Source organism: Gardnerella swidsinskii (assembly GCF_023277705.1).
GTDB classification, from domain to species: Bacteria; Actinomycetota; Actinomycetes; order Actinomycetales; family Bifidobacteriaceae; genus Bifidobacterium; species Bifidobacterium swidsinskii.
On record NZ_CP083176.1, the window covers coordinates 1,231,370 to 1,250,053 of the forward strand.

Consider the following 18,684-nt stretch of genomic DNA (forward strand, 5'->3'; position numbering starts at 1 on the left):
AACATACATTTCATGAGGTATAAATTATGAAAAACAAATTATTCGCATCAATTCCTGCAATTATTTTCGGCTTGCTTATTGTCGTTGCGCCATTGACGTTTGCAAAGCCATGCTCAACCGGAGGCATGCAAAAAATGCATATGATGATGCAACCTATGGCATGCTACTACACAGGTCGTGCAGCCGTTGGAATTGGCTTAGTTATTGCAGTACTTGGAATTATTGCGCTATTCGTTAAAGAAAATGTTCGCATTGGTTTAAATATTGCTGTAGTTGTGAACGCTTTACTTATGCTTGCTGTTACAACATTCCTTATTGGCGTGTGCAAGAGCCCAATGATGCATTGTGCATCAGTTATGCGCCCAACGCTGATTGTTCTGTCTGTGCTCGCATTGGTATTCGCAGCTGTTTCCGTGTATTTGGATAATAAAGAAGATTAATAGTTCAAATAGTTCGAAAAGCTTACTAAAGCAAAATTATGCGCACTATTACGCTAAAGCGATTGCCGCTGGAAAATCTTAAACGCAAGCCATTGCGCACTGCTGCACTTATTGTTGTATCTGCGTGCTTGTCTGCAATATTTTTCGGCGGCTCGCTGATTTCTATGAATCTTGAACGCGGCTTGAACAGTATGCGAGAACGCATGGGAGCCGATATTATGGTTATCCCTCAAGGTACGCACACTAAGGCAGAAGCGTTGCTTACAAACAGTGGTTCAAGCACTTTTTATTTCACTAACGATATTGAGAATTTAGTAAGACGCTCTCCGGGTGTGCAAAAGGCGAGTGTACAAACGTATATTTCTTCGCTTTCTGCAGGATGTTGCGCTGAAAAATTGCAAATTATTGGTTTTGATCCCGATTCTGATTTTGTTATAGGTCCTTGGATTTATTCTCAACATAAGCAGAAGTTACAAAAAGGTGAGATGATTGCTGGCGCAAATGTAATCGTGTCTTATATGAATACTGTTCGTCTTTTTGGACACCAATGGCCTATAGCTGCACAGCTTGCAAAAACCGGCACAAGCATTGATAATTCAGTGTTTGTGCGACGCGAAAGTGTGCCGCAAGTAGTTGAGTATTCAACGAAAGTAGGGCACACTGCTATTCCAAAGGAATATGCTAAAAAAGCAGTTTCTGCAGTACTTGTAAAAGTACAAAAGGGTTACAGCGCGCAAGAAGTTGCAAAAAATATTCGCAAAACAACTGGTCTTTCAAGCATTGGCATAGTTTTTCCGGGCGGAATTACAGCAACTACGCAAGCTAATCTTGGTGTTTTTACTCGCACGTTGACTTTTATAATTGCTGCGTGCTGGCTAGTTGGATTGCTAGTTTTAGTTGCAGTGTTTTCAACATCTGTAAACGAGCGCAAAAAAGAGTTTGCTTCTCTTCGCATACTTGGCACAACAAGAAATATGCTTTTAGGCGTTGTCGTTAGGGAATCTGCGATACTTGGCTTAGTTGGTGGAGTATTGGGTGTTGCGTCTGCAAGTCTTATATTGTTCCCTTACAGTTCTCTTATTTCTGAACAATTGCAGCTTCCGTATTTGGAAGTGACTGCGCTACCAGTAGCAGTGCTTATGTTAGCGTCTGTGCTACTTGCGCTTGTTGCAGTTGTTGTAGCTTCAGCACTTACCACATTGCGCATTGCTATGCGCGAAACGTATTTGACACTTAGATCAGGTGAGTAAGTATGGAAGATAAGAGTCAAAAACTGCCAAGTAATGAGTTTGATATTTTACCTGTTGTTGAGCTTACTCGTGTAACTCGCGAATTTATGCGCAGAAAACACAAATTTTTTGCAGTAAATAACGTGAGTTTTGCGCTAAATAGCGGCGATTTTGTGGCAATCGTTGGAAAGTCAGGTAACGGAAAATCTACTTTACTAAATTTGATTGCTGGGTTATTGAAGCCAACGCATGGAAGTGTAAAAGTTTGCGGCGAAGAGATTTCTGAACGCACTTTTAGTGATGCAAAAATGTCTCGTTTGCGCGCATGTGATATAGGTTTTGTGACGCAATCGCAGACGCTTTTACAAAATCTTACTGTGCATGACAACATACTTTTACCTGTGCAAATTGCAGCTAGTGCTTGTGAAGTAAGTAAGTCTGGAATAAGTAAGGCTGAAGTAAGTAAGTCTGAAGTAAGCGAAGATTTAAACGAGACTCGCGCGTTAGAACTTTGCAAGCAATTGCATATTGAAGATTTACTGTGGTGCTACCCAAATGAGCTTTCGGGTGGTGAAATGCGTCGCGTAATGATTGTGCGCGCGCTAATAAACAATCCAAAGCTTCTTATTCTTGACGAGCCTACTGGCGATTTGGATGTAGAGCATACTCGCATAGTTGTGAAAATGTTGCGCGAGGCTGCAAAAAATGGTGTGGCAGTGCTCATGGTAACTCACGATGTTGAGGCTGCTCGCTGTGCGGATCGCACATACACAATGGATTGCGGATTGACTTGCCGGAGCGCTTGAAGCGTAGCGCGCGAAGGCACTTCAATCCGGAAACTCGCTAAAGTTGGAAGTCCAGTGGACTTCCAACGCGAGTTTCGCAAGCGAGCGCGTTACTCGCGCGAGCGTTTTGGCTGGTTTGTGGAACATTTGCCGAGGAACTTACAACGTGAGTTTCGCGCTCAGTACGAAAAATATCAACAATTATTCTTAGTGGTGTGTAGAATCAGAAACGATGCCTATTTTGTGTAAGCATCATCTGGAGCCTTAGCCCATCAGTGGGTCGGCGCGCGGTAGTTATGGCGTTATTTCAACGTTTTAATACTTGCGCGTTCGTGTGTTAGCACGAAGAAGCACTGGAGAGGCCGGCTCAGCGTGAATAATTTTTAGGCGATTTTGCGATTGACTAAAAACTTGGTTCACGTTCCGTTCAGATAACGACAGAATTAAAGGATTAGTTATGACTAATATTCAGCGTTCTCGCCGTCAGGTGCGTCTTTCTCGCGCCCTCGGCATCGCTTTAACCCCAAAGGCTCAGCGTATCTTCGAGAAGCGTCCATATGCTCCAGGTGAGCACGGTCGCACTCGTCGTCGCACCGAGTCCGATTACGCAGTACGTCTTCGCGAGAAGCAGCGTCTTCGCGCTCAGTATGGCATCTCCGAGAAGCAGCTTCGTGCTGCTTACGAGAAGGGTACGCACACTGCAGGCCAGACCGGTGACGCAATGCTCACCGATTTGGAAACTCGTCTTGATGCTTTGGTTTTGCGTGCAGGCTTTGCTCGCACCACCGCCCAGGCTCGTCAGTTTGTTGTGCATCGTCATATTTTGGTTGATGGCAATCTTGTCGATCGCCCATCTTACCGTGTGAAGCCAGGTCAGACCATTCAGGTTCGTGCCAAGAGCCAGACCATGGTTCCATTCCAGATGGCTGCAGAAGGCGTTCATCGCGACGTTTTGCCAGCAGTTCCTGGTTACCTCGATGTGAATCTTGCCTCTTTGAAGGCTACTTTGACTCGTAAGCCGGAAGTCGATCAGATTCCAGTTGAAGTCAACATTCAGTACGTCGTCGAATACTACGCTCGTTAATTCGCCGATTTAATTCTTAAGGACATACCGCTTGACCCCTGTTGCGCATTCGCGTGGCAGGGGTCAATGCGTTTTTGTCGATTTCATCGGTTTGTTTGGTGTTTTCGACAGTTATGTACCGCTTAGTGCAATAATGGAGCTATGTTGCTGCATCTTTATTTAGTGCGTCACGGACAGACGCTATTTAATCGCTATAATCGACTGCAAGGCTGGTCAAATTCTCCGCTTACTGAAAAAGGTTTGAAAGATGCGGATACTGCCGCAAAAAAGCTGCAAAATATTACTTTTGCTGCAGCTTACTGCTCGGATACTACGCGTGCGCAAATCACGGCTCAGTGTATTCTCGACGTAAATGAAGCTGCCGGTAACGCGCGTCCAAAGCTTGTAAGCGATATGCATTTTCGTGAGCAATGCTACGGCTATTTTGAAGGTCAAGATATGCAAATGGCTTGGTGGGCTGCAGGAGCGCCTCACGGAGCGCACACTTATAACGAAATTGTTGAAAAATTTGGGCTTGCAGCCACTCGTGACATGCTTAAAGAAGCGGATCCTTTCCACGATGCCGAGTCAGATATCGAATATTGGACTCGCGTAGAAGAAGGTTTTGCGTTAATCGCTTCAAATTCTTTGCTTAACGATGGAGATAATGTTTTGCAAATTTCGCATGGCAACACTTTGCTAAGTCTTATGCACCGTTTTGCGCCTGCAGGCTACGATTTAAGCGAACGCCCTCAAAACGGAAGCGTAACTAGGCTCGATTTTGACACTACTAAACCTATTGATAACGCTATTACTATTCAAGGCTACAACGAGTAGCTTTTTGCTACAGCTTTCTTAACGTATGCGTCGTTACCGTTCGTTAGTCTTAAGTCATTGCGAATGGTTTTAACTGTAGTCTGATTTGCTGTTGTATTAGCTTTCAGCGCGGTGAAGTCTTAAGCAAAAATGGTACAGAAAGAGGTTACGATGAGCGTTGGAGACATAGCTGCTCTTATTGCCGCGATTGCGTTTACTGTGCTTTCGGGTTTTTTGATTTATCCGCTAATTAGATTGGGCAAGTTGTTCGATCAGATTGCGAAAACTGTCAAAGAGTCGGGTGAGCATGCGATGCCTGCAATTGACGAGTCTGTGACGACGATTAAGCAAGTTAATAAGACTCTTGACGATGTAAACGCTGTTTCAGGAGCTACGCGCACAACTGTTACGAATATTGGTGCTCTTACTGATTTGTATGGTGCTTTCCTTGGAAAACCGCTCGTAAAAATTGCAGCTGCTGGTTACGCTCTAAAAGATACTGTTTCTTCTTTCTTCAATAAGCCGACTGTGCCAACAGACAAGAATAGTGCCAATCGTAACGTTTCAAAAGAATCCTCTGACAAGAATGCAACTAAGAATGCGGGCAGGGGAGAGTAATGTTCAAGCGTTTATTTTGGATGTTTATTGGCATTGTAATTGGTGTTCTTACAGTTACGAAGGCTCGTGCATATGTTAAAGCAAAAATGCCGTCTTCTGCTAGTCGTTTTATTTTTGATGAGGAACCGAAAAATATCACATTGCGCACAGTAATGGGATTGTTTAAAGATTTCAATACTAGCCGTAAAGAGCATGAAGCTGAGCTTAATTCTCGTTATGCTAATCGTAGAAATAGGGAATTTTAAATAAAAAACAAGTTTTTCATAATTTCGTTACTTTGCTAAGTTTAGTTAAGTTAAGTATTGAAGTACTATATTGAATGTTTGCATGATTGCGTCGTGCGTCATGCGGCACGATTTCGTGTGGGCGTTGCATGTGGCTTTTGTTTGTGACGGTTATTTGTGACGGTTTGCGTGGGTCTTGCTAAAAATTACACAAGGAGTTCGTACGTATGCGCACAGCAGAAATTGCAAAGCGTTATCTTGACTATTTTGCTAAGAATGGTCATATGGTTGTTCCTTCGGCTTCTCTTATTTCGCCGAACCCAACTACGTTATTTACTATCGCAGGCATGGTGCCGTTTATTCCTTACTTGCTCGGAGAGCAGACGCCTCCTTCGCGTCGTATGGCTTCGAATCAGAAGTGCGTTCGCACTCTAGATATTGACGAAGTTGGTAAGACTACTCGTCACGGCACCTTCTTCCAGATGGTTGGTAACTTCTCGTTCGGCGATTATTTTAAAGAGGAAGCTATTCACTACGCTTGGGAGCTTTTAACTAGTCCTCAAGATAAGGGCGGCTACGGTTTTGACCCAGAAAAGCTTTGGGTAACCACTTACACGGACGACGACGAGGCTCGCGCAATTTGGAAGAACGAGGGCTTTGATCCAGAACACATGCAAGTTTTCGGCATGGAAGATAACTTCTGGACTACCGGCGGCCCTGGTCCTGGCGGCCCATGCTCTGAAATCTACGTGGATCGCGGTCCTAAGTATGGTCGCGACGGAGGTCCGGCTGCTGACGAATCTCGCTTTATTGAGATTTGGGATTTGGTTTTCGAAAATTACCAGGTAGATAACGTCAAATCTAAGACTGATTTGCATATTGCTGGCGAACTCGATCAAAAGAATATTGATACAGGCGCTGGTTTGGAGCGTTTGGCTTACCTTATGCAAGGCAAGGAAAACATTTACGAAACCGATGAAGTTTACCCAGTTATTGAAGCGGCAGAAAAGCTTAGTGGCGTAAAGTATGGCAGCAACGCTGATGCGGATGTTCGTTTCCGCGTTGTAGCAGATCACGTGCGTTCCGCTTTGATGATTATGAGCGACGGAGTGCGTCCAAGCAATGTTGGCCGCGGATACGTGCTTCGCCGTCTTCTTCGCAGAACTGTTCGCGCAATGCGTATGCTTGGCGTGCAAGACCCAGTTTTGCCAACGCTTTTCCCAGTTTCTAAGTCTGCAATGGAGCCAAGCTACCCGGAGCTTAACGATACTTTCCACGAGGTTAGCGAAGCTGCTTACGGTGAAGAGGATGCTTTCCGTCGCACTCTTGAAAAGGGCACGACTATTCTCGATTTTGCTGTTGAAAAAGCCAAGAAAGAGCATAAGGATGACCCTATAGTTGGCGGCGCAGACGCGTTTACTTTGCACGATACTTACGGCTTCCCAATTGAGCTTACTCTTGAGATGGCAGCCGAGCAGGGTGTTAAGGTCGACGAAGCTAAGTTCCGCGAGCTTATGAGCGAGCAGAAAGGTCGCGCTCGCGCGGATGCTTTGAAGAAGCGCCACAATGTGGATGTTAGCGTTTATGACGACATTAAGAAGGCTCTCGAAAAGCCAATTGACTTCCTCGGTTACACTGACTTCTCCAGCCGTTCTAACGTTTTGGCAATTGTTGAAGCAGGTAAAGGCTCTGTTAAAAGCGTTACTGCTCCTGCAAACGTTGAGATTATTCTCGACCGCACGCCATTCTACGCTGAGCGCGGCGGCCAGATTGCTGACCAGGGCGAGATTATTTCCGATGACGGCGCGATTTTGGAAGTTGACGATGTTCAGCGACCAATCAAGGATTTGATTGTTCACAGCTGCCGACTTACCGAAGGAACTCTTAGCGTTGGTGCTCCTGTAAACACCAATATTGACCAGGTTCGTAGAGCTGCTTTGGCTCGAAGCCACACTGCTACGCATACCCTTCACAAGGCTTTGCGAGAAGAGCTTGGTCCACAGGCAACTCAGCGCGGTTCCGTGGTTGATCCAGACCGCTTGCGCTTCGACTTCCAGTGGCCAAAGGCTGTTGATAAGGATGCGCTTTCTCGCGTTGAAGCTCGCGTAAACGAGCGTATTCGCGACGATTTGCAGGTTGTTCCTAAGGAAATGCCAATCGACGACGCTTTTAAGCTTGGAGCAATGCACTTGTTCGGCGAAAAGTACGGCGATGTTGTGCGCGTTGTTGAAATCGGCGACGGTTGGAGCCGCGAGCTTTGCGGTGGCACTCACGCTAAGAGCACCGGAAAGATTGGTATGGTTACAATCCTTTCCGAGTCTTCTATTGGCTCTGGTGTGCGCAGAATCGACGCTCTTTGCGGCGAGGCAGCGTACGAGTATGGCGCCCGCGAGCACACTTTGGTTGCGCAATTAGCAGACATGGTTAATGCTCGCCCAGACGAGTTGGTTGAACGTTTGGAATCTTTGCTTAACAAGATGAAGGATTCTGATCGTAAGCTTGCTTCTGTTTACGAAGCTCAATTAAATGAAGCTGTACCAACATTAGTTGATGAAGTAAAGAATAGTAACGAAAAAGTTAAGTTGGCTCTTAAGAATGTTGGCAACTTTGGCTCATTCGATGCTTTGCGCAAGACAGTCCTAGATATTCGTGCTCGTTTAGGTGAAGATGCTCCAGTGGTTGTTGCACTTGCTGGTGTTAATGAAGACGATCGACCAATGATTGCAGTAGCTACAAACGAAGCTGCTCGCGGTCTTGGTGCTAAGGCTGGCGACTTGGTTCGTACTGCTTCCAAGGTGCTTGGTGGCGGCGGTGGCGGCAAGCCAGACTTCGCTCAGGGCGGTGGTACAGATGCTTCTAAGCTTGATGAAGCTCTCGAAGCTGCGAAATCAGAAGTAGCTAAGCTCGCCTAGTGCGTGTTTTACAGCTTAAAAATTTACGAATCTATACCAAAAGCAACACGAAATATGGTGTGGTTAGGTATTGATTTAGGTGACGCAAGGGTCGGACTTGCACTTTCCGACCCTGGTCTCACCTTTGCACATCCTATTGGTAATGTGCAAGTGTTTGGAGATTCCTTCCATGCTATAGATGAAGTGCTTGAAGTTATTGAAGATAACAATGTAGAAAAAGTTGTTATAGGCTTGCCTTTGCAACTTGATGGCACTGAAGGAAAATCTGCTAAAAAAGCTCTGCGCTGGGGGAAGAATCTAATAAAACGCATGCAAATATTGCATGACGAAAAAGATTGGGCGTTGGATTATATGCCAGAAGTAGTTTGGAAAGATGAGCGTTTGACAACAGTAAGTGCTCATCGTCAGCTTTTGCAAGCGGATCTTTCTACTAAAAAGCATCGTCCAATGGTAGATCAGCAGTCGGCAGTGTTGATTTTGCAGTCTGCGCTTGACGCAAATAATGCAGAGTAGTTTTGAAAATCGAATAAAAGCAGAAATAGCGAAGAGGAGAATAGCGTGTCTGACAATTTTGATGAATTTTTTGACAAACATGCAAAGTGGACTGAGCATGATGGCGAGCCGTCGTCAGAATCATCTAATTCTTCTAAATACAAGTCTTCGACTGTTAGCTCCAGAAAACGTGCTAAAGCTCGTCTTGAAGCAAAAAAACGCAGGCGTAGAGCAAAAGTCGTTTTATCTATTCTGCTCGTATTCGTATTAGCTGTTGTTGGATATTTTGGATACAGTGCGGTTCGCGCGTGGAAATTATCTCAAAATAGCGAGTCTGTTGCAGATTGGCCAGGCCCAGGCTTTGGAACGGTTGAGTTTACTATTGACACCGGCGAGGGTGCTATTAGCGTTGCCAACAAATTAGTTAAGGCAAATGTTGTTAAATCTCAATCAGCTTTTACTTCAGCTGTTTCTGCAAATAATAAAATTTTGTATCCTGGCGTTTACTCACTGAAAAAACATATGGCTGCTATTGATGTAGTTGATATTCTTTCAGATCAAACAAAAGCAGGCGGATTCCTTGAAGTTCGTGCAGGGGATCACGCAGCAGACGTTTTGCAAAAAGCTTCAACATTATCTGGAATAAGTTTAGATAAATTCAAGGCTGCGTTAGCTGATGGTGCTGCAGGAATTCTGCCTGCTGAAGCAAACGGTAGTGTTGAAGGCTGGCTAGAGCCTGGAGTTTATAACGTAAAAGCTATGAAAAGTGCGGATGCTATTCTTTCCGCAATGGTAAAAAAGCGTATTGAAAAACTTGATTCTCTTGGAATTCCTAAAGGTAAAGATAGAGAAAAAGCCTTAATTATGGCATCTATTGCCGAAGCTGAAGTGAATAATCGCGAATATTATGGCAAAGTTATTCGCGTAATACTGAACCGTTTGGCAAAAGATATGTCGTTAGGAATGGATTCTACTGTTGGTTACGGCGCGGGAGTAAAACCTATTAAACTCACGCAAGCAATGCTTGACGATGCAAATAATCCGTATAATACACGTATTCATAAGGGTTTGACTCCTACGCCTATTGGCATTGCTGGAGACAACGCTCTTCTTGCTACTATTAAGCCTCAAGACGGTCCGTGGCTTTACTTCGTCACCACGAATTTGAAAACTGGCGAAACGAAGTTTGCGGATAACAAAGACGACTTTTTGAAGTTCCGCGACGAGTACAAGCGCAACAATCCCGAAGGTAACTAAACTGTTAAATAAAAATATAGCTTTTAACCACATAGATGTGTTGAGGTTGTAACAGTTTCGCAAGTTTTCGTAATCTGCTTTAATGAAGCAATTAATTATTACGATACTATCGGTGCTGCCAACGCTCACATGTTTAATTTCAGTTTGCGCAACTGACATAAAAAGTCGCGTAGTGCCAAGACTTTGGGTTGTTATTGCAGGAATTTTTCAATCTTTTGCGAATCTCATATATTCGATTATTTTATTTAGAAATATTAGCGTGCTTATTTTCGGCTGGATTTCTTGCGTAATTATTTTTGCAATTTACTGGAGTATACGAAAAATTTCCGCAAAAAATGCTATTGGTTTCGGAGATGTTACGAGCGCGTCAATGATTGCGCAAGCCTTGATATTATTCGGCTTTGACTGCTTAATTTATTGGTTCGCTTTAGTTGGAGCAGTTGGCTTACTTTGGCTTTTGCTGTGGAAAATTTACTGCAAAATCTGTTCGCCAACTGACGTATCAATACCATTCGTACCAGTAGAAGCAATATCTGCAATACTCGCAGCATTGCTGTCAATAACAACCCAATCAATACTTGGTAGTTAGTAGAGTAGAGTACTTAGACGCGTAAATTGCTTGAGAATGGAGAAATGGCATGCTTAGATGGCAAACGGCAGGGGAGTCGCACGGTGAAGCATTAGTAGCCATGATTGAAGGTTTGCCGGCAGGCGTGCACATTACTAGCAATGATGTAGTTTCGGCACTTGCTCGCCGTCGCCTTGGTTATGGTCGTGGCGCGCGTATGAAGTTTGAGCAAGACAAAGTGCGTCTTTTAACTGGAGTTCGCCACGGAGTAACGCTTGGTTCTCCGATTGCTGTAGAAATCGCGAATACAGAGTGGCCAAAGTGGACCGAAGTAATGAGTGCAGATCCTTTGGATCACGAGGTTGAGCAAGTTGGCAGAAATGCTCCTTTGAGCCGCCCTCGTCCAGGGCATGCGGATTTAACTGGCATGCGCAAGTACGGTTTTAATGATGCTCGCGAAGTTTTAGAGCGTTCGAGCGCTAGGGAAACAGCTTCGCGCGTTGCTTTGGGTGCTATTGCTGATGCGTTTTTACAGCAAGCTTTAGGCGTGCGCACAGTTGCGCATGTTATCGGCATCGGCGGCGAATACACTAACAAAAGTTTAGCTTTACCAACACCAGATGATGTTGCTGCTTTGGATGCTTCTCCAGTTCGCACTCTTGACAAAGATGCGCAAGCGCGAATGATGGCTCGCATCGACGAAGCAAAAGCAAATGCAGATACGCTCGGTGGAGTAGTGGAAGTGCTTGCTTACGGCATGCCTGCAGGAGTTGGCACATACGTTGAGTCGGATCGTCGCTTGGATGCGGCTCTCGCGAGCGCGCTTATGGGAATTCAGGCTATTAAAGGCGTGGAAATTGGTGACGGTTTTGCAGAAGCAGATCGCCCCGGATCGGCCGCGCACGACGAAATGGTAACAGACGAAAATGGGAAAATTAAGCGTCTTACTAATCGAGCTGGAGGAATTGAAGGCGGAATGTCGAACGGCGAAATTATTCGCGTGCGCGCTGCAATGAAGCCAATTCCGTCTATTCCACGCGCTTTGCGCACAGTGGATGTGCTTACTGGCGAAGCTGCTCAAGCTATTAATCAGCGCTCCGATTTCACTGCTGTGCCAGCTGCTTCTGTAGTTGCAGAAGCGATGGTAAGGCTTACTTTAGCTAAGTATGCTTTGGAAAAATTCGGCGGAGATTCTTTGCAAGAAACGCGCCGAAATGTGGAGTCTTACGTAGCTTCCTGGCCGGAGAATATGAAATGAGCAACACTAAACTTCCGCTAGCTGTTATTATTGGCATGCCTGCTGCTGGAAAAACGCGTGTTGGCCGCGAAGTTGCGCATCTTATGAATCTGCCTTTTTATGATACAGATGACATGATCGAGTGCGATATTGATATGTCAATACCGCAATATTTCGAGGAATATGGCCAGGATGCTTTTCGTAAAATAGAAGCTCGCATAGTGCGAGAGGCAATTTTGGGAGATACACCTATAGAAGATTCTACAAAGGGAATAGTTTCGCTTGGTGGCGGTGCGCCTATGCGTGAAGAAACTCAAAAAGTTTTGCGTGAGTATATGCGCTGTGGCGGTCGCGTTGTGTATTTGCAAGTCAATGCTAAAGAGGCTATTGAGCGCGCAAGCTGGAATAATAATCGTCCTATGTTTTCTGGAGAAGATGCGCAAAAGCGTTGGATGGAATTATTTGAGCAGAGAGACCCTGTTTTTAGAGCGGTATCGAATATCCACATGCAAACAAAAGGTTCGACTCCGTATATGGCTGCAGAAAAATTAAGGAGCATGATTATGCAACGTATTGTGCACGTAACAGGTGAAGGAATTGAACCATACGATGTGCGAATTGGTGACGGTGCAATGCAACTTCTGCCGCAAATGCTTGGAACTAAGCCAGTTAAAGTGGCGTTAGTTCACACGCAACCTGTTCAGCGTCATAGCGACAAAGCTCGAACTATTTTGCGCCAATCTGGTTACGAAGTTTTCGACATGTTAATTCCGGATGCAGAAGCTGGAAAAACTATTAAAGTTGCAAGTGGATTGTGGGCTAACCTGGCAGAAGCTGGTTTTACTCGTTCGGATGCAATTGTTGGTTTAGGCGGAGGAGCAGCAACGGATGTCGCTGGATTTGTTGCTGCAACTTGGATGCGTGGAATTCGCTATGTAAACTGCCCTACTTCGCTTCTTGCGATGGTTGACGCGTCTACGGGCGGTAAAACTGGTATTAATACGGATGCTGGAAAGAATCTAGTCGGCAGCTTTTACACTCCAGCTGGCGTTTTAGCAGATACTTCTACGCTTGCAACTCTTCCAAACGATATTCTTATTGAAGGCTTGGGCGAGGTTGCAAAATCTGGTTTTATTCGCGACGGCGAAATTTTGAAGATTCTTAGCGATGCCAATAACGCAAGGCTTTTGCGTGAATTTAATGGGGATGATTTAGAAAATAATAACGAACTTCATGAACTGCTCGTGGAGCTTATTGAACGCACAGTTAAAGTAAAGGCGTATCACGTATCGAGCGATTTAAAAGAGCAGGGTTTGCGCGAGTTTTTGAACTACGGGCATACGCTTGGTCACGCTATTGAGCAGATTGAGCACTTCCGTTGGCGTCATGGAAACGCTGTAGCTGTTGGCATGGTTTTTGCGGCGGAGCTTGCGCAAATTTTAGGATATTTGGATGCGGGAGACGTTGCGTATCATCGTTCGCTTTTGGATTCGCTTGGATTGCCAACTTCGTGGCAGTGTGCCAAAGATGCGGATGCTGCTTTTGAGTGTGTGCTTAACCTTATGCATCGCGACAAGAAAGCGCGCGGCAACATGCTACGTTTCGTAATTTTGGATGGTATTTCTAATCCTATGCATTTAGACAATCCGCCTATTGAAGCTGTTCGTGAAGCTTTTGAGCGCGTTTATAAGCAAAAATAATTAATCTTGCGAGGTAAAAATGGAAAATCAGCATACAAAAAAAGTGCTTGTTGTAAGCGGACCGAATTTAGGTCGTTTAGGCGTGCGTCAGCCGGACGTGTACGGTAGCGAGAACTTTGAAACTTTGCGCGAGAAATGCGAAAAGTGGGGTGCGGAACTTGGGTTTGAAGTAGAAGTGCGCCAAAGTGACGACGAAGCGCAAATGGTTCACTGGATGCACGAAGCTGCCGATACTCATACGCCTGTTGTTATGAATCCTGCCGCTTTTACACACTACAGTTACGCGCTCGCGGACGCTGCTCACATGGTTTTGGATGCTGGAGTTCCGCTCATGGAAGTGCATATTTCTAATCCTGCTGCGCGCGATGCTTTTCGTAAAATTAGTGTAATTAGTCCTGTTGCAACCGGCACTATTACAGGCATGGGATTATACGGCTATAAGCTCGCTTTGGAAGCTGTTGCGCATCTTGTTTGATTTTGTTCGATTTTTTGCGAATCAACACCCAGCGTCGAGGCTCGAAGATACCATGGAGTTCCATGGTTAGAAGACAACATGGTAACTCTCAGGAGCATATTACAAAGCATATTTTTGTCACAGGTGGCGTAGTTTCGTCCCTCGGAAAAGGCCTTACAGCATCATCTTTAGGTCGACTTTTACGCAGTCGCGGATTGCATGTATTACAACAAAAACTTGACCCTTATATCAATGTTGACCCGGGTACAATGAACCCATTCCAGCATGGCGAAGTCTATGTTACGGAAGATGGTGCAGAAACAGATCTCGATATTGGTCATTACGAGCGATTCCTCGATGTTTTCTTAAGCCAGAAAGCGAATGTAACTACAGGTCAGATTTATCAATCTGTGCTTCGTAAGGAGCGCGCTGGCGAATATTTGGGTCAGTGCGTGCAAGTTATTCCGCATATTACTGGCGAGATTAAGTCGCGTATGCGCGCGCAAGCTTCCGACGATGTAGACGTGATTATTACGGAAATCGGCGGCACAGTTGGCGATATTGAATCCCAGCCATTCTTGGAGGCTGCTCGCGAAGTTCGTCGCGATTTAGGTCCTGAAAACTGCATGTTTGTGCACGTTTCTTTGGTACCTTATATTGCTGCAGCGCACGAGTTGAAGACTAAGCCAACTCAGCATTCTGTGATGATGCTGCGTCAGCTTGGTATTTCTCCAGACGCGCTTGTTTTGCGCTCCGATCGTCCGCTTAATCAGGCTATTAAAGACAAGATTTCGCTTATGTGCGATGTCGATGCTGAAGGCGTTGTGAACTGCGTCGACGCTCCAAGCATTTACGATGTGCCGAAGATTTTGTTCAACGAGGGCTTGGACGCTTACGTTGTTCGCGAGCTTGAGCTTCCATTCCACGATGTTGATTGGAACGAGTGGGAAGATTTGCTTGAGCGCGTGCATCATCCAAAGCATGAGCTAAACATTGCAATCGTTGGAAAGTATATTGATTTGCCGGATGCTTACCTTTCTGTTACCGAGGCTATTAAAGCTGGCGGTTTTGCAAACTGGGCTAAGGTGAATGTGCGCTGGGTTGCTGCCGACAAGTGCGAAACTCAAGAAGGTGCAGCTGCGGCTCTTGACCAAATGGACGGCATGGTTATTCCAGGCGGCTTCGGCATTCGCGGTATTGAAGGTAAGATTGGCGCACTTCGTTACGCTCGCGAGCATGGTTTGCCAACGCTTGGTCTTTGCCTTGGCTTGCAATCTATGGTTATTGAGTACGCTCGTCACGTGCTTGGGCTTGAGGATGCTAATTCCACTGAGTTCGAGAAGGATTGTGGCGATCCAGTAATTGCGACTATGGAAGAGCAGAAGGATATCGTGGCTGGTAAGGGAGATATGGGTCACACAATGCGACTTGGCTCTTACCCTGCAATGCTTGAAGAAGGTTCTATTGTTGCTGAGCTTTACGGCACTACGCATGTTACTGAGCGTCATCGTCACCGTTACGAAGTGAACGTGGCATATAAGGATCGTTTGCGCGAAGCTGGCTTGCGTATTAGCGGCCAAAGCCCAGATGGTAATTTGACTGAGTTTGTGGAGCTTCCAAAGGAAGCTCACCCATTCTACGTAGCAACTCAAGCTCATCCAGAGTTTAAGTCTCGTCCAACTAAGCCTCATCCACTGTTTGCTGGATTGGTTGCGGCAGCACTGGAACATCAGGAAGCTGCTGCTAGTAGTAAGGCTGATAAGTAAGGCTTAAGTAAGAATTAAGTAAATAGAAATAAGCGGTAAGACTGGGTTTTCCTAAGTTTTGCCGCTTTTTCATTCGCAACCGATCTTTTCTTTACACGCGCGTAAAGTTTCTGCCGTTTTTGTTTTATTAGATTGTGATAAACATTACGTTTTGCGCGTAACACGGCTATACCAAGAAATCGCATTACGAGGTAACCTTAGATAGGTGATAATTGAGTGGGGAGAGTGCAAAAGTAGCGCTTGGGGAGCAGCTTTTGCCAATTGATACGTACCGCGCGCAGGTGTGCGTTAAGTATGGAGGTGTTACAGGCTTTATGAGCGATACTGGCAATATGAATGATACTGGCGTTACTGGCGATACAAGCGTTGCAGCAAGCGATGGTAATCTAGCAAAAAATAAAGCTGCAGACGTTGAAATGAGCCAGTATGTGGCAGATCGCGCTCGCGTAAACGAAGAGAAAATCCGCCAAGATGAGCAAATTGTTGCTGAATTTGGTGATTACAATTACGGCTGGCACGATTCGGACGCTGCAGGCGAGGCTGCAAAAAAAGGTATTGACGAGTCGGTTGTTCGCGCAATTTCTGCCGATAAAAACGAGCCGGAGTGGATGCTAGATCTTCGCTTGCAAGGCTACCGCGCGTTTTTGCAAAAGCCAATGCCGGATTGGGGCGTGGATTTAAGCGGTTTTGACGCTGACGATTTTAAATACTACGTGCGCCCGGTTCACGATCAAGCAAAAACTTGGGACGATTTGCCGGAAGATATTCGCAAAACTTACGATCGCTTAGGCATTCCGGAAGCGGAGAAAAAGCGCTTAGTTTCAGGCGTTGCAGCACAGTACGAGTCGGAAGTTATTTACAATTCGATTCGCGAAGACTTGGCAGCTCAAGGCGTGATTTTTGTTGACACGGATACGGCAGTGCAAAAGTATCCGGAGCTTGTAAAAAAGTATTTCGCAACCGTGATCCCTGTTGACGACAACAAGTTTGCAGCTCTTAACACCGCGGCTTGGAGTGGCGGCTCGTTCGTGTATGTTCCAAAAGGCGTGCACGTGGATATTCCGCTTCAAGCTTACTTTAGAATTAATACGCCGAACATGGGTCAGTTTGAGCGAACGCTTATTATTGCGGACGAAGGCTCTTATGTGCATTACGTTGAAGGTTGCACGGCTCCAATTTATTCCACGGATTCGCTTCACGCTGCAAACGTTGAAATTGTTGTGGAAAAGCATGCGCGTGTGCGTTACACAACAGTGCAAAACTGGTCAAATAACGTGTATAACTTGGTAACTCAGCGAGCTTACGTGCGCGAGGGCGGCACAATGGAGTGGGTTGACGGAAACATCGGCTCCAAAGCTACTATGAAGTATCCTGCTTGTATTCTTGCCGAGCCTTACGCAAAAGCGGAGACTATGTCTTTGAGTTTTGCTGGCCGCGGACAATATCAAGATACTGGTGCGAAGATGATTCATTTAGCTCCTCACACGAGTTCTACGATTGTTGCTAAGTCGATTTCGCGCGGCGGCGGACGTTCAGCTTACCGCGGTCTTGTGAAGATTATTAAGGGTGCGAAGGGCTCTAGTTCGTCTGTTGTGTGCGATGCTTTGCTTGTTGACGATTTTTCCAGGTCCGATACTTATCCGCATGTTGACGTGCGCGAAGATGACGTTTCGATGGCTCACGAGGCCACTGTTTCCAAGGTTTCGGAGGATCAGCTTTTCTATTTGATGAGTCGAGGGCTTGAAGAAAAAGAGGCTATGGGCATGATTGTTCGCGGCTTCGTGGAGCCGATTAGCCGCGAGCTGCCAATGGAGTACGCGCTTGAGTTGAATCGCTTAGTTGAGTTGCAAATGGAAGGATCCGTGGGCTGATGAGCGAAGATTTAAAAGAGAATTTAGGCAATAAAATGACGGAAAAAGAAATTAATATTCCTATAGCAGACCCTAATGATCCGTATGCGGTTCCTGCAGCAATGCCTTCTAGCGCAGATAAATCCGTGCGCTCGTTTAATGTGGAAGATTTTGCGATTCCAACTAGAAAGCAGGAAGATTGGCGATATACTCCAGTTGAGCGAATTTCCGAGTTTTTCGAGCGTTTTGAACCATCTAATAGTATTCAAGTAACTCTTGAAGGTGTTGGTGGAGCTGCATTGGATGATTCTTACGTTGGTAGCGACGGTTCCGTAAGTTTGCAAGTAAAGCCGAAAAACGAGGCTCCTCATACCGATATGAAGCCGTCTGATCGTGTAGCTGCAGTCGCGTGGAATACAGCGAAATCTGCATACGTGCTTCACGTATCTGGCGAAATCAAAAAGCCAATCGTACTGAAAATTCAGGGTGATAATGTTAATACGCTTGACGCATTGCACTTAGTAATCGAAGCGGATTCTCGCTCGAATGCTGACATTATTATCGAACATACCGGCTGCGCAAAACTTGCTGAAGGTGTGGAAATCATCCTCGGAAAGCACGCGCACGTTTCTACTACCTTTATTCAAGAGTGGGATTCGGGCAGTAAACACGTTGGAAATCAGCGTATTCACGTTGGTGAGGGAGCTTCGCTTCGCCACACGATGGTCACTCTTGGCGGAAATGTTGTGCGCATTCGCATGGATCAGGATTTTGGCGGCGAACAGGGTGATTTGAACATGCTCGGCATGTATTTTGTGGATCCAGGCGAGCATGTTGAGCACCGCACGATGGTTGTGCACAACTATCCAGAATGCAAGTCGCGAGTAGTGTATAAAGGTGCCTTGGAAGGAAAGGGCGCGCATTCGACTTGGGTTGGAAACGCGCTTATTAAGCCGGAAGCTCCTGGCACGGATTCGTACGAGTTGAACCGTAATTTAGTGCTCACTCCTGGAGCAATCGCCGATTCTGAGCCGAATTTGGAAATTGAAAACGGAAATATTATTGGTGCCGGTCACGCAAGTTCAGTCGGCAGATTTGACGACGAAGAGCTTTTCTACTTGCAGTCGCGCGGAGTTAGTGAGATTGAAGCCAGAAAGCTTGTTGTGCGTGGATTCTTTAACGAGCTTATTGAAGAAATTGGCGTTCCGGAAATTGTTGATCACTTAATGAAGGCGATTGAGCGCCGTCTTGCAAGAACGGAAGAATAGGAGAA

At 45.7% G+C, this 18,684-nt stretch carries 17 protein-coding genes; all 17 read left to right on the plus strand.

Features of this window, described 5'->3' with window-relative positions; translation table 11 throughout:
* The first annotated feature begins 26 nt into the window (after nt 1-26).
* The 17 genes from K9E37_RS04960 to sufD all read left to right on the plus strand — a co-directional run bounded on the left by K9E37_RS04960 (nt 27) and on the right by sufD (nt 18,679).
* Entirely contained in the window at nt 27-440 is a 414-nt protein-coding gene (locus K9E37_RS04960) for a DUF4418 family protein (RefSeq protein ID WP_076002647.1), read from the plus strand.
* A gap of 38 nt (nt 441-478) precedes the next feature.
* Nucleotides 479-1,690, plus strand: a complete 1,212-nt coding sequence (locus tag K9E37_RS04965; RefSeq protein WP_248893138.1) for an FtsX-like permease family protein — start codon at nt 479-481, stop codon at nt 1,688-1,690.
* A gap of 2 nt (nt 1,691-1,692) precedes the next feature.
* A complete protein-coding gene (locus K9E37_RS04970; protein WP_004110329.1) occupies nt 1,693-2,475 on the plus strand; it encodes an ABC transporter ATP-binding protein in 783 nt (260 codons plus the stop codon).
* A 436-nt stretch (nt 2,476-2,911) separates the two neighbouring features.
* Nucleotides 2,912-3,538 carry a 30S ribosomal protein S4 gene (rpsD, locus tag K9E37_RS04975; protein ID WP_004105277.1) on the plus strand — a complete coding sequence of 209 codons (627 nt, stop codon included), beginning with the start codon at nt 2,912-2,914 and terminating at the stop codon, nt 3,536-3,538.
* 141 nt (nt 3,539-3,679) lie between these two features.
* Nucleotides 3,680-4,354, plus strand: coding sequence for a histidine phosphatase family protein (locus tag K9E37_RS04980; protein ID WP_076002649.1), 675 nt, complete (start codon nt 3,680-3,682; stop codon nt 4,352-4,354).
* A gap of 150 nt (nt 4,355-4,504) precedes the next feature.
* Nucleotides 4,505-4,951: a DUF948 domain-containing protein gene (locus K9E37_RS04985; protein ID WP_248893609.1), complete on the plus strand. Its 447-nt coding sequence runs from the start codon at nt 4,505-4,507 to the stop codon at nt 4,949-4,951.
* Nucleotides 4,951-5,196, plus strand: coding sequence for a hypothetical protein (locus K9E37_RS04990; RefSeq protein WP_116431894.1), 246 nt, complete (start codon nt 4,951-4,953; stop codon nt 5,194-5,196). Before K9E37_RS04985 ends, K9E37_RS04990 begins: the two co-directional genes overlap by 1 nt.
* 206 nt (nt 5,197-5,402) lie before the next feature.
* Entirely contained in the window at nt 5,403-8,087 is a 2,685-nt protein-coding gene (gene alaS / locus K9E37_RS04995; protein ID WP_102155408.1) for an alanine--tRNA ligase, read from the plus strand.
* Nucleotides 8,088-8,141: 54 nt separating this feature from the next.
* Nucleotides 8,142-8,600, plus strand: a complete 459-nt coding sequence (gene ruvX, locus K9E37_RS05000) for a Holliday junction resolvase RuvX (RefSeq protein WP_004110340.1) — start codon at nt 8,142-8,144, stop codon at nt 8,598-8,600.
* Between the two features lie 45 nt (nt 8,601-8,645).
* Nucleotides 8,646-9,836: an endolytic transglycosylase MltG gene (gene mltG / locus K9E37_RS05005; RefSeq protein WP_012913894.1), complete on the plus strand. Its 1,191-nt coding sequence runs from the start codon at nt 8,646-8,648 to the stop codon at nt 9,834-9,836.
* 172 nt (nt 9,837-10,008) lie between these two features.
* Complete coding sequence (locus tag K9E37_RS05010; RefSeq protein ID WP_248893140.1) at nt 10,009-10,425, plus strand: peptidase A24; 417 nt, start codon at nt 10,009-10,011, stop codon at nt 10,423-10,425.
* A gap of 49 nt (nt 10,426-10,474) precedes the next feature.
* Complete coding sequence (gene aroC, locus K9E37_RS05015) at nt 10,475-11,662, plus strand: chorismate synthase (protein WP_248893142.1); 1,188 nt, start codon at nt 10,475-10,477, stop codon at nt 11,660-11,662.
* On the plus strand, nt 11,659-13,341 hold the full coding sequence (locus K9E37_RS05020; RefSeq protein WP_004110702.1) for a bifunctional shikimate kinase/3-dehydroquinate synthase: 1,683 nt from the start codon (nt 11,659-11,661) through the stop codon (nt 13,339-13,341). The genes aroC and K9E37_RS05020 overlap by 4 nt, the downstream gene beginning before the upstream one ends.
* 19 nt (nt 13,342-13,360) lie before the next feature.
* A complete protein-coding gene (locus K9E37_RS05025; RefSeq protein ID WP_004110700.1) occupies nt 13,361-13,816 on the plus strand; it encodes a type II 3-dehydroquinate dehydratase in 456 nt (151 codons plus the stop codon).
* Nucleotides 13,817-13,878: 62 nt separating this feature from the next.
* Entirely contained in the window at nt 13,879-15,561 is a 1,683-nt protein-coding gene (locus K9E37_RS05030; RefSeq protein WP_012913898.1) for a CTP synthase, read from the plus strand.
* 416 nt (nt 15,562-15,977) lie between these two features.
* Nucleotides 15,978-17,432 carry a Fe-S cluster assembly protein SufB gene (sufB, locus tag K9E37_RS05035; RefSeq protein WP_180955176.1) on the plus strand — a complete coding sequence of 485 codons (1,455 nt, stop codon included), beginning with the start codon at nt 15,978-15,980 and terminating at the stop codon, nt 17,430-17,432.
* Entirely contained in the window at nt 17,432-18,679 is a 1,248-nt protein-coding gene (gene sufD, locus K9E37_RS05040) for a Fe-S cluster assembly protein SufD (RefSeq protein ID WP_248893144.1), read from the plus strand. The genes sufB and sufD overlap by 1 nt, the downstream gene beginning before the upstream one ends.
* Nucleotides 18,680-18,684 lie beyond the last annotated feature (5 nt).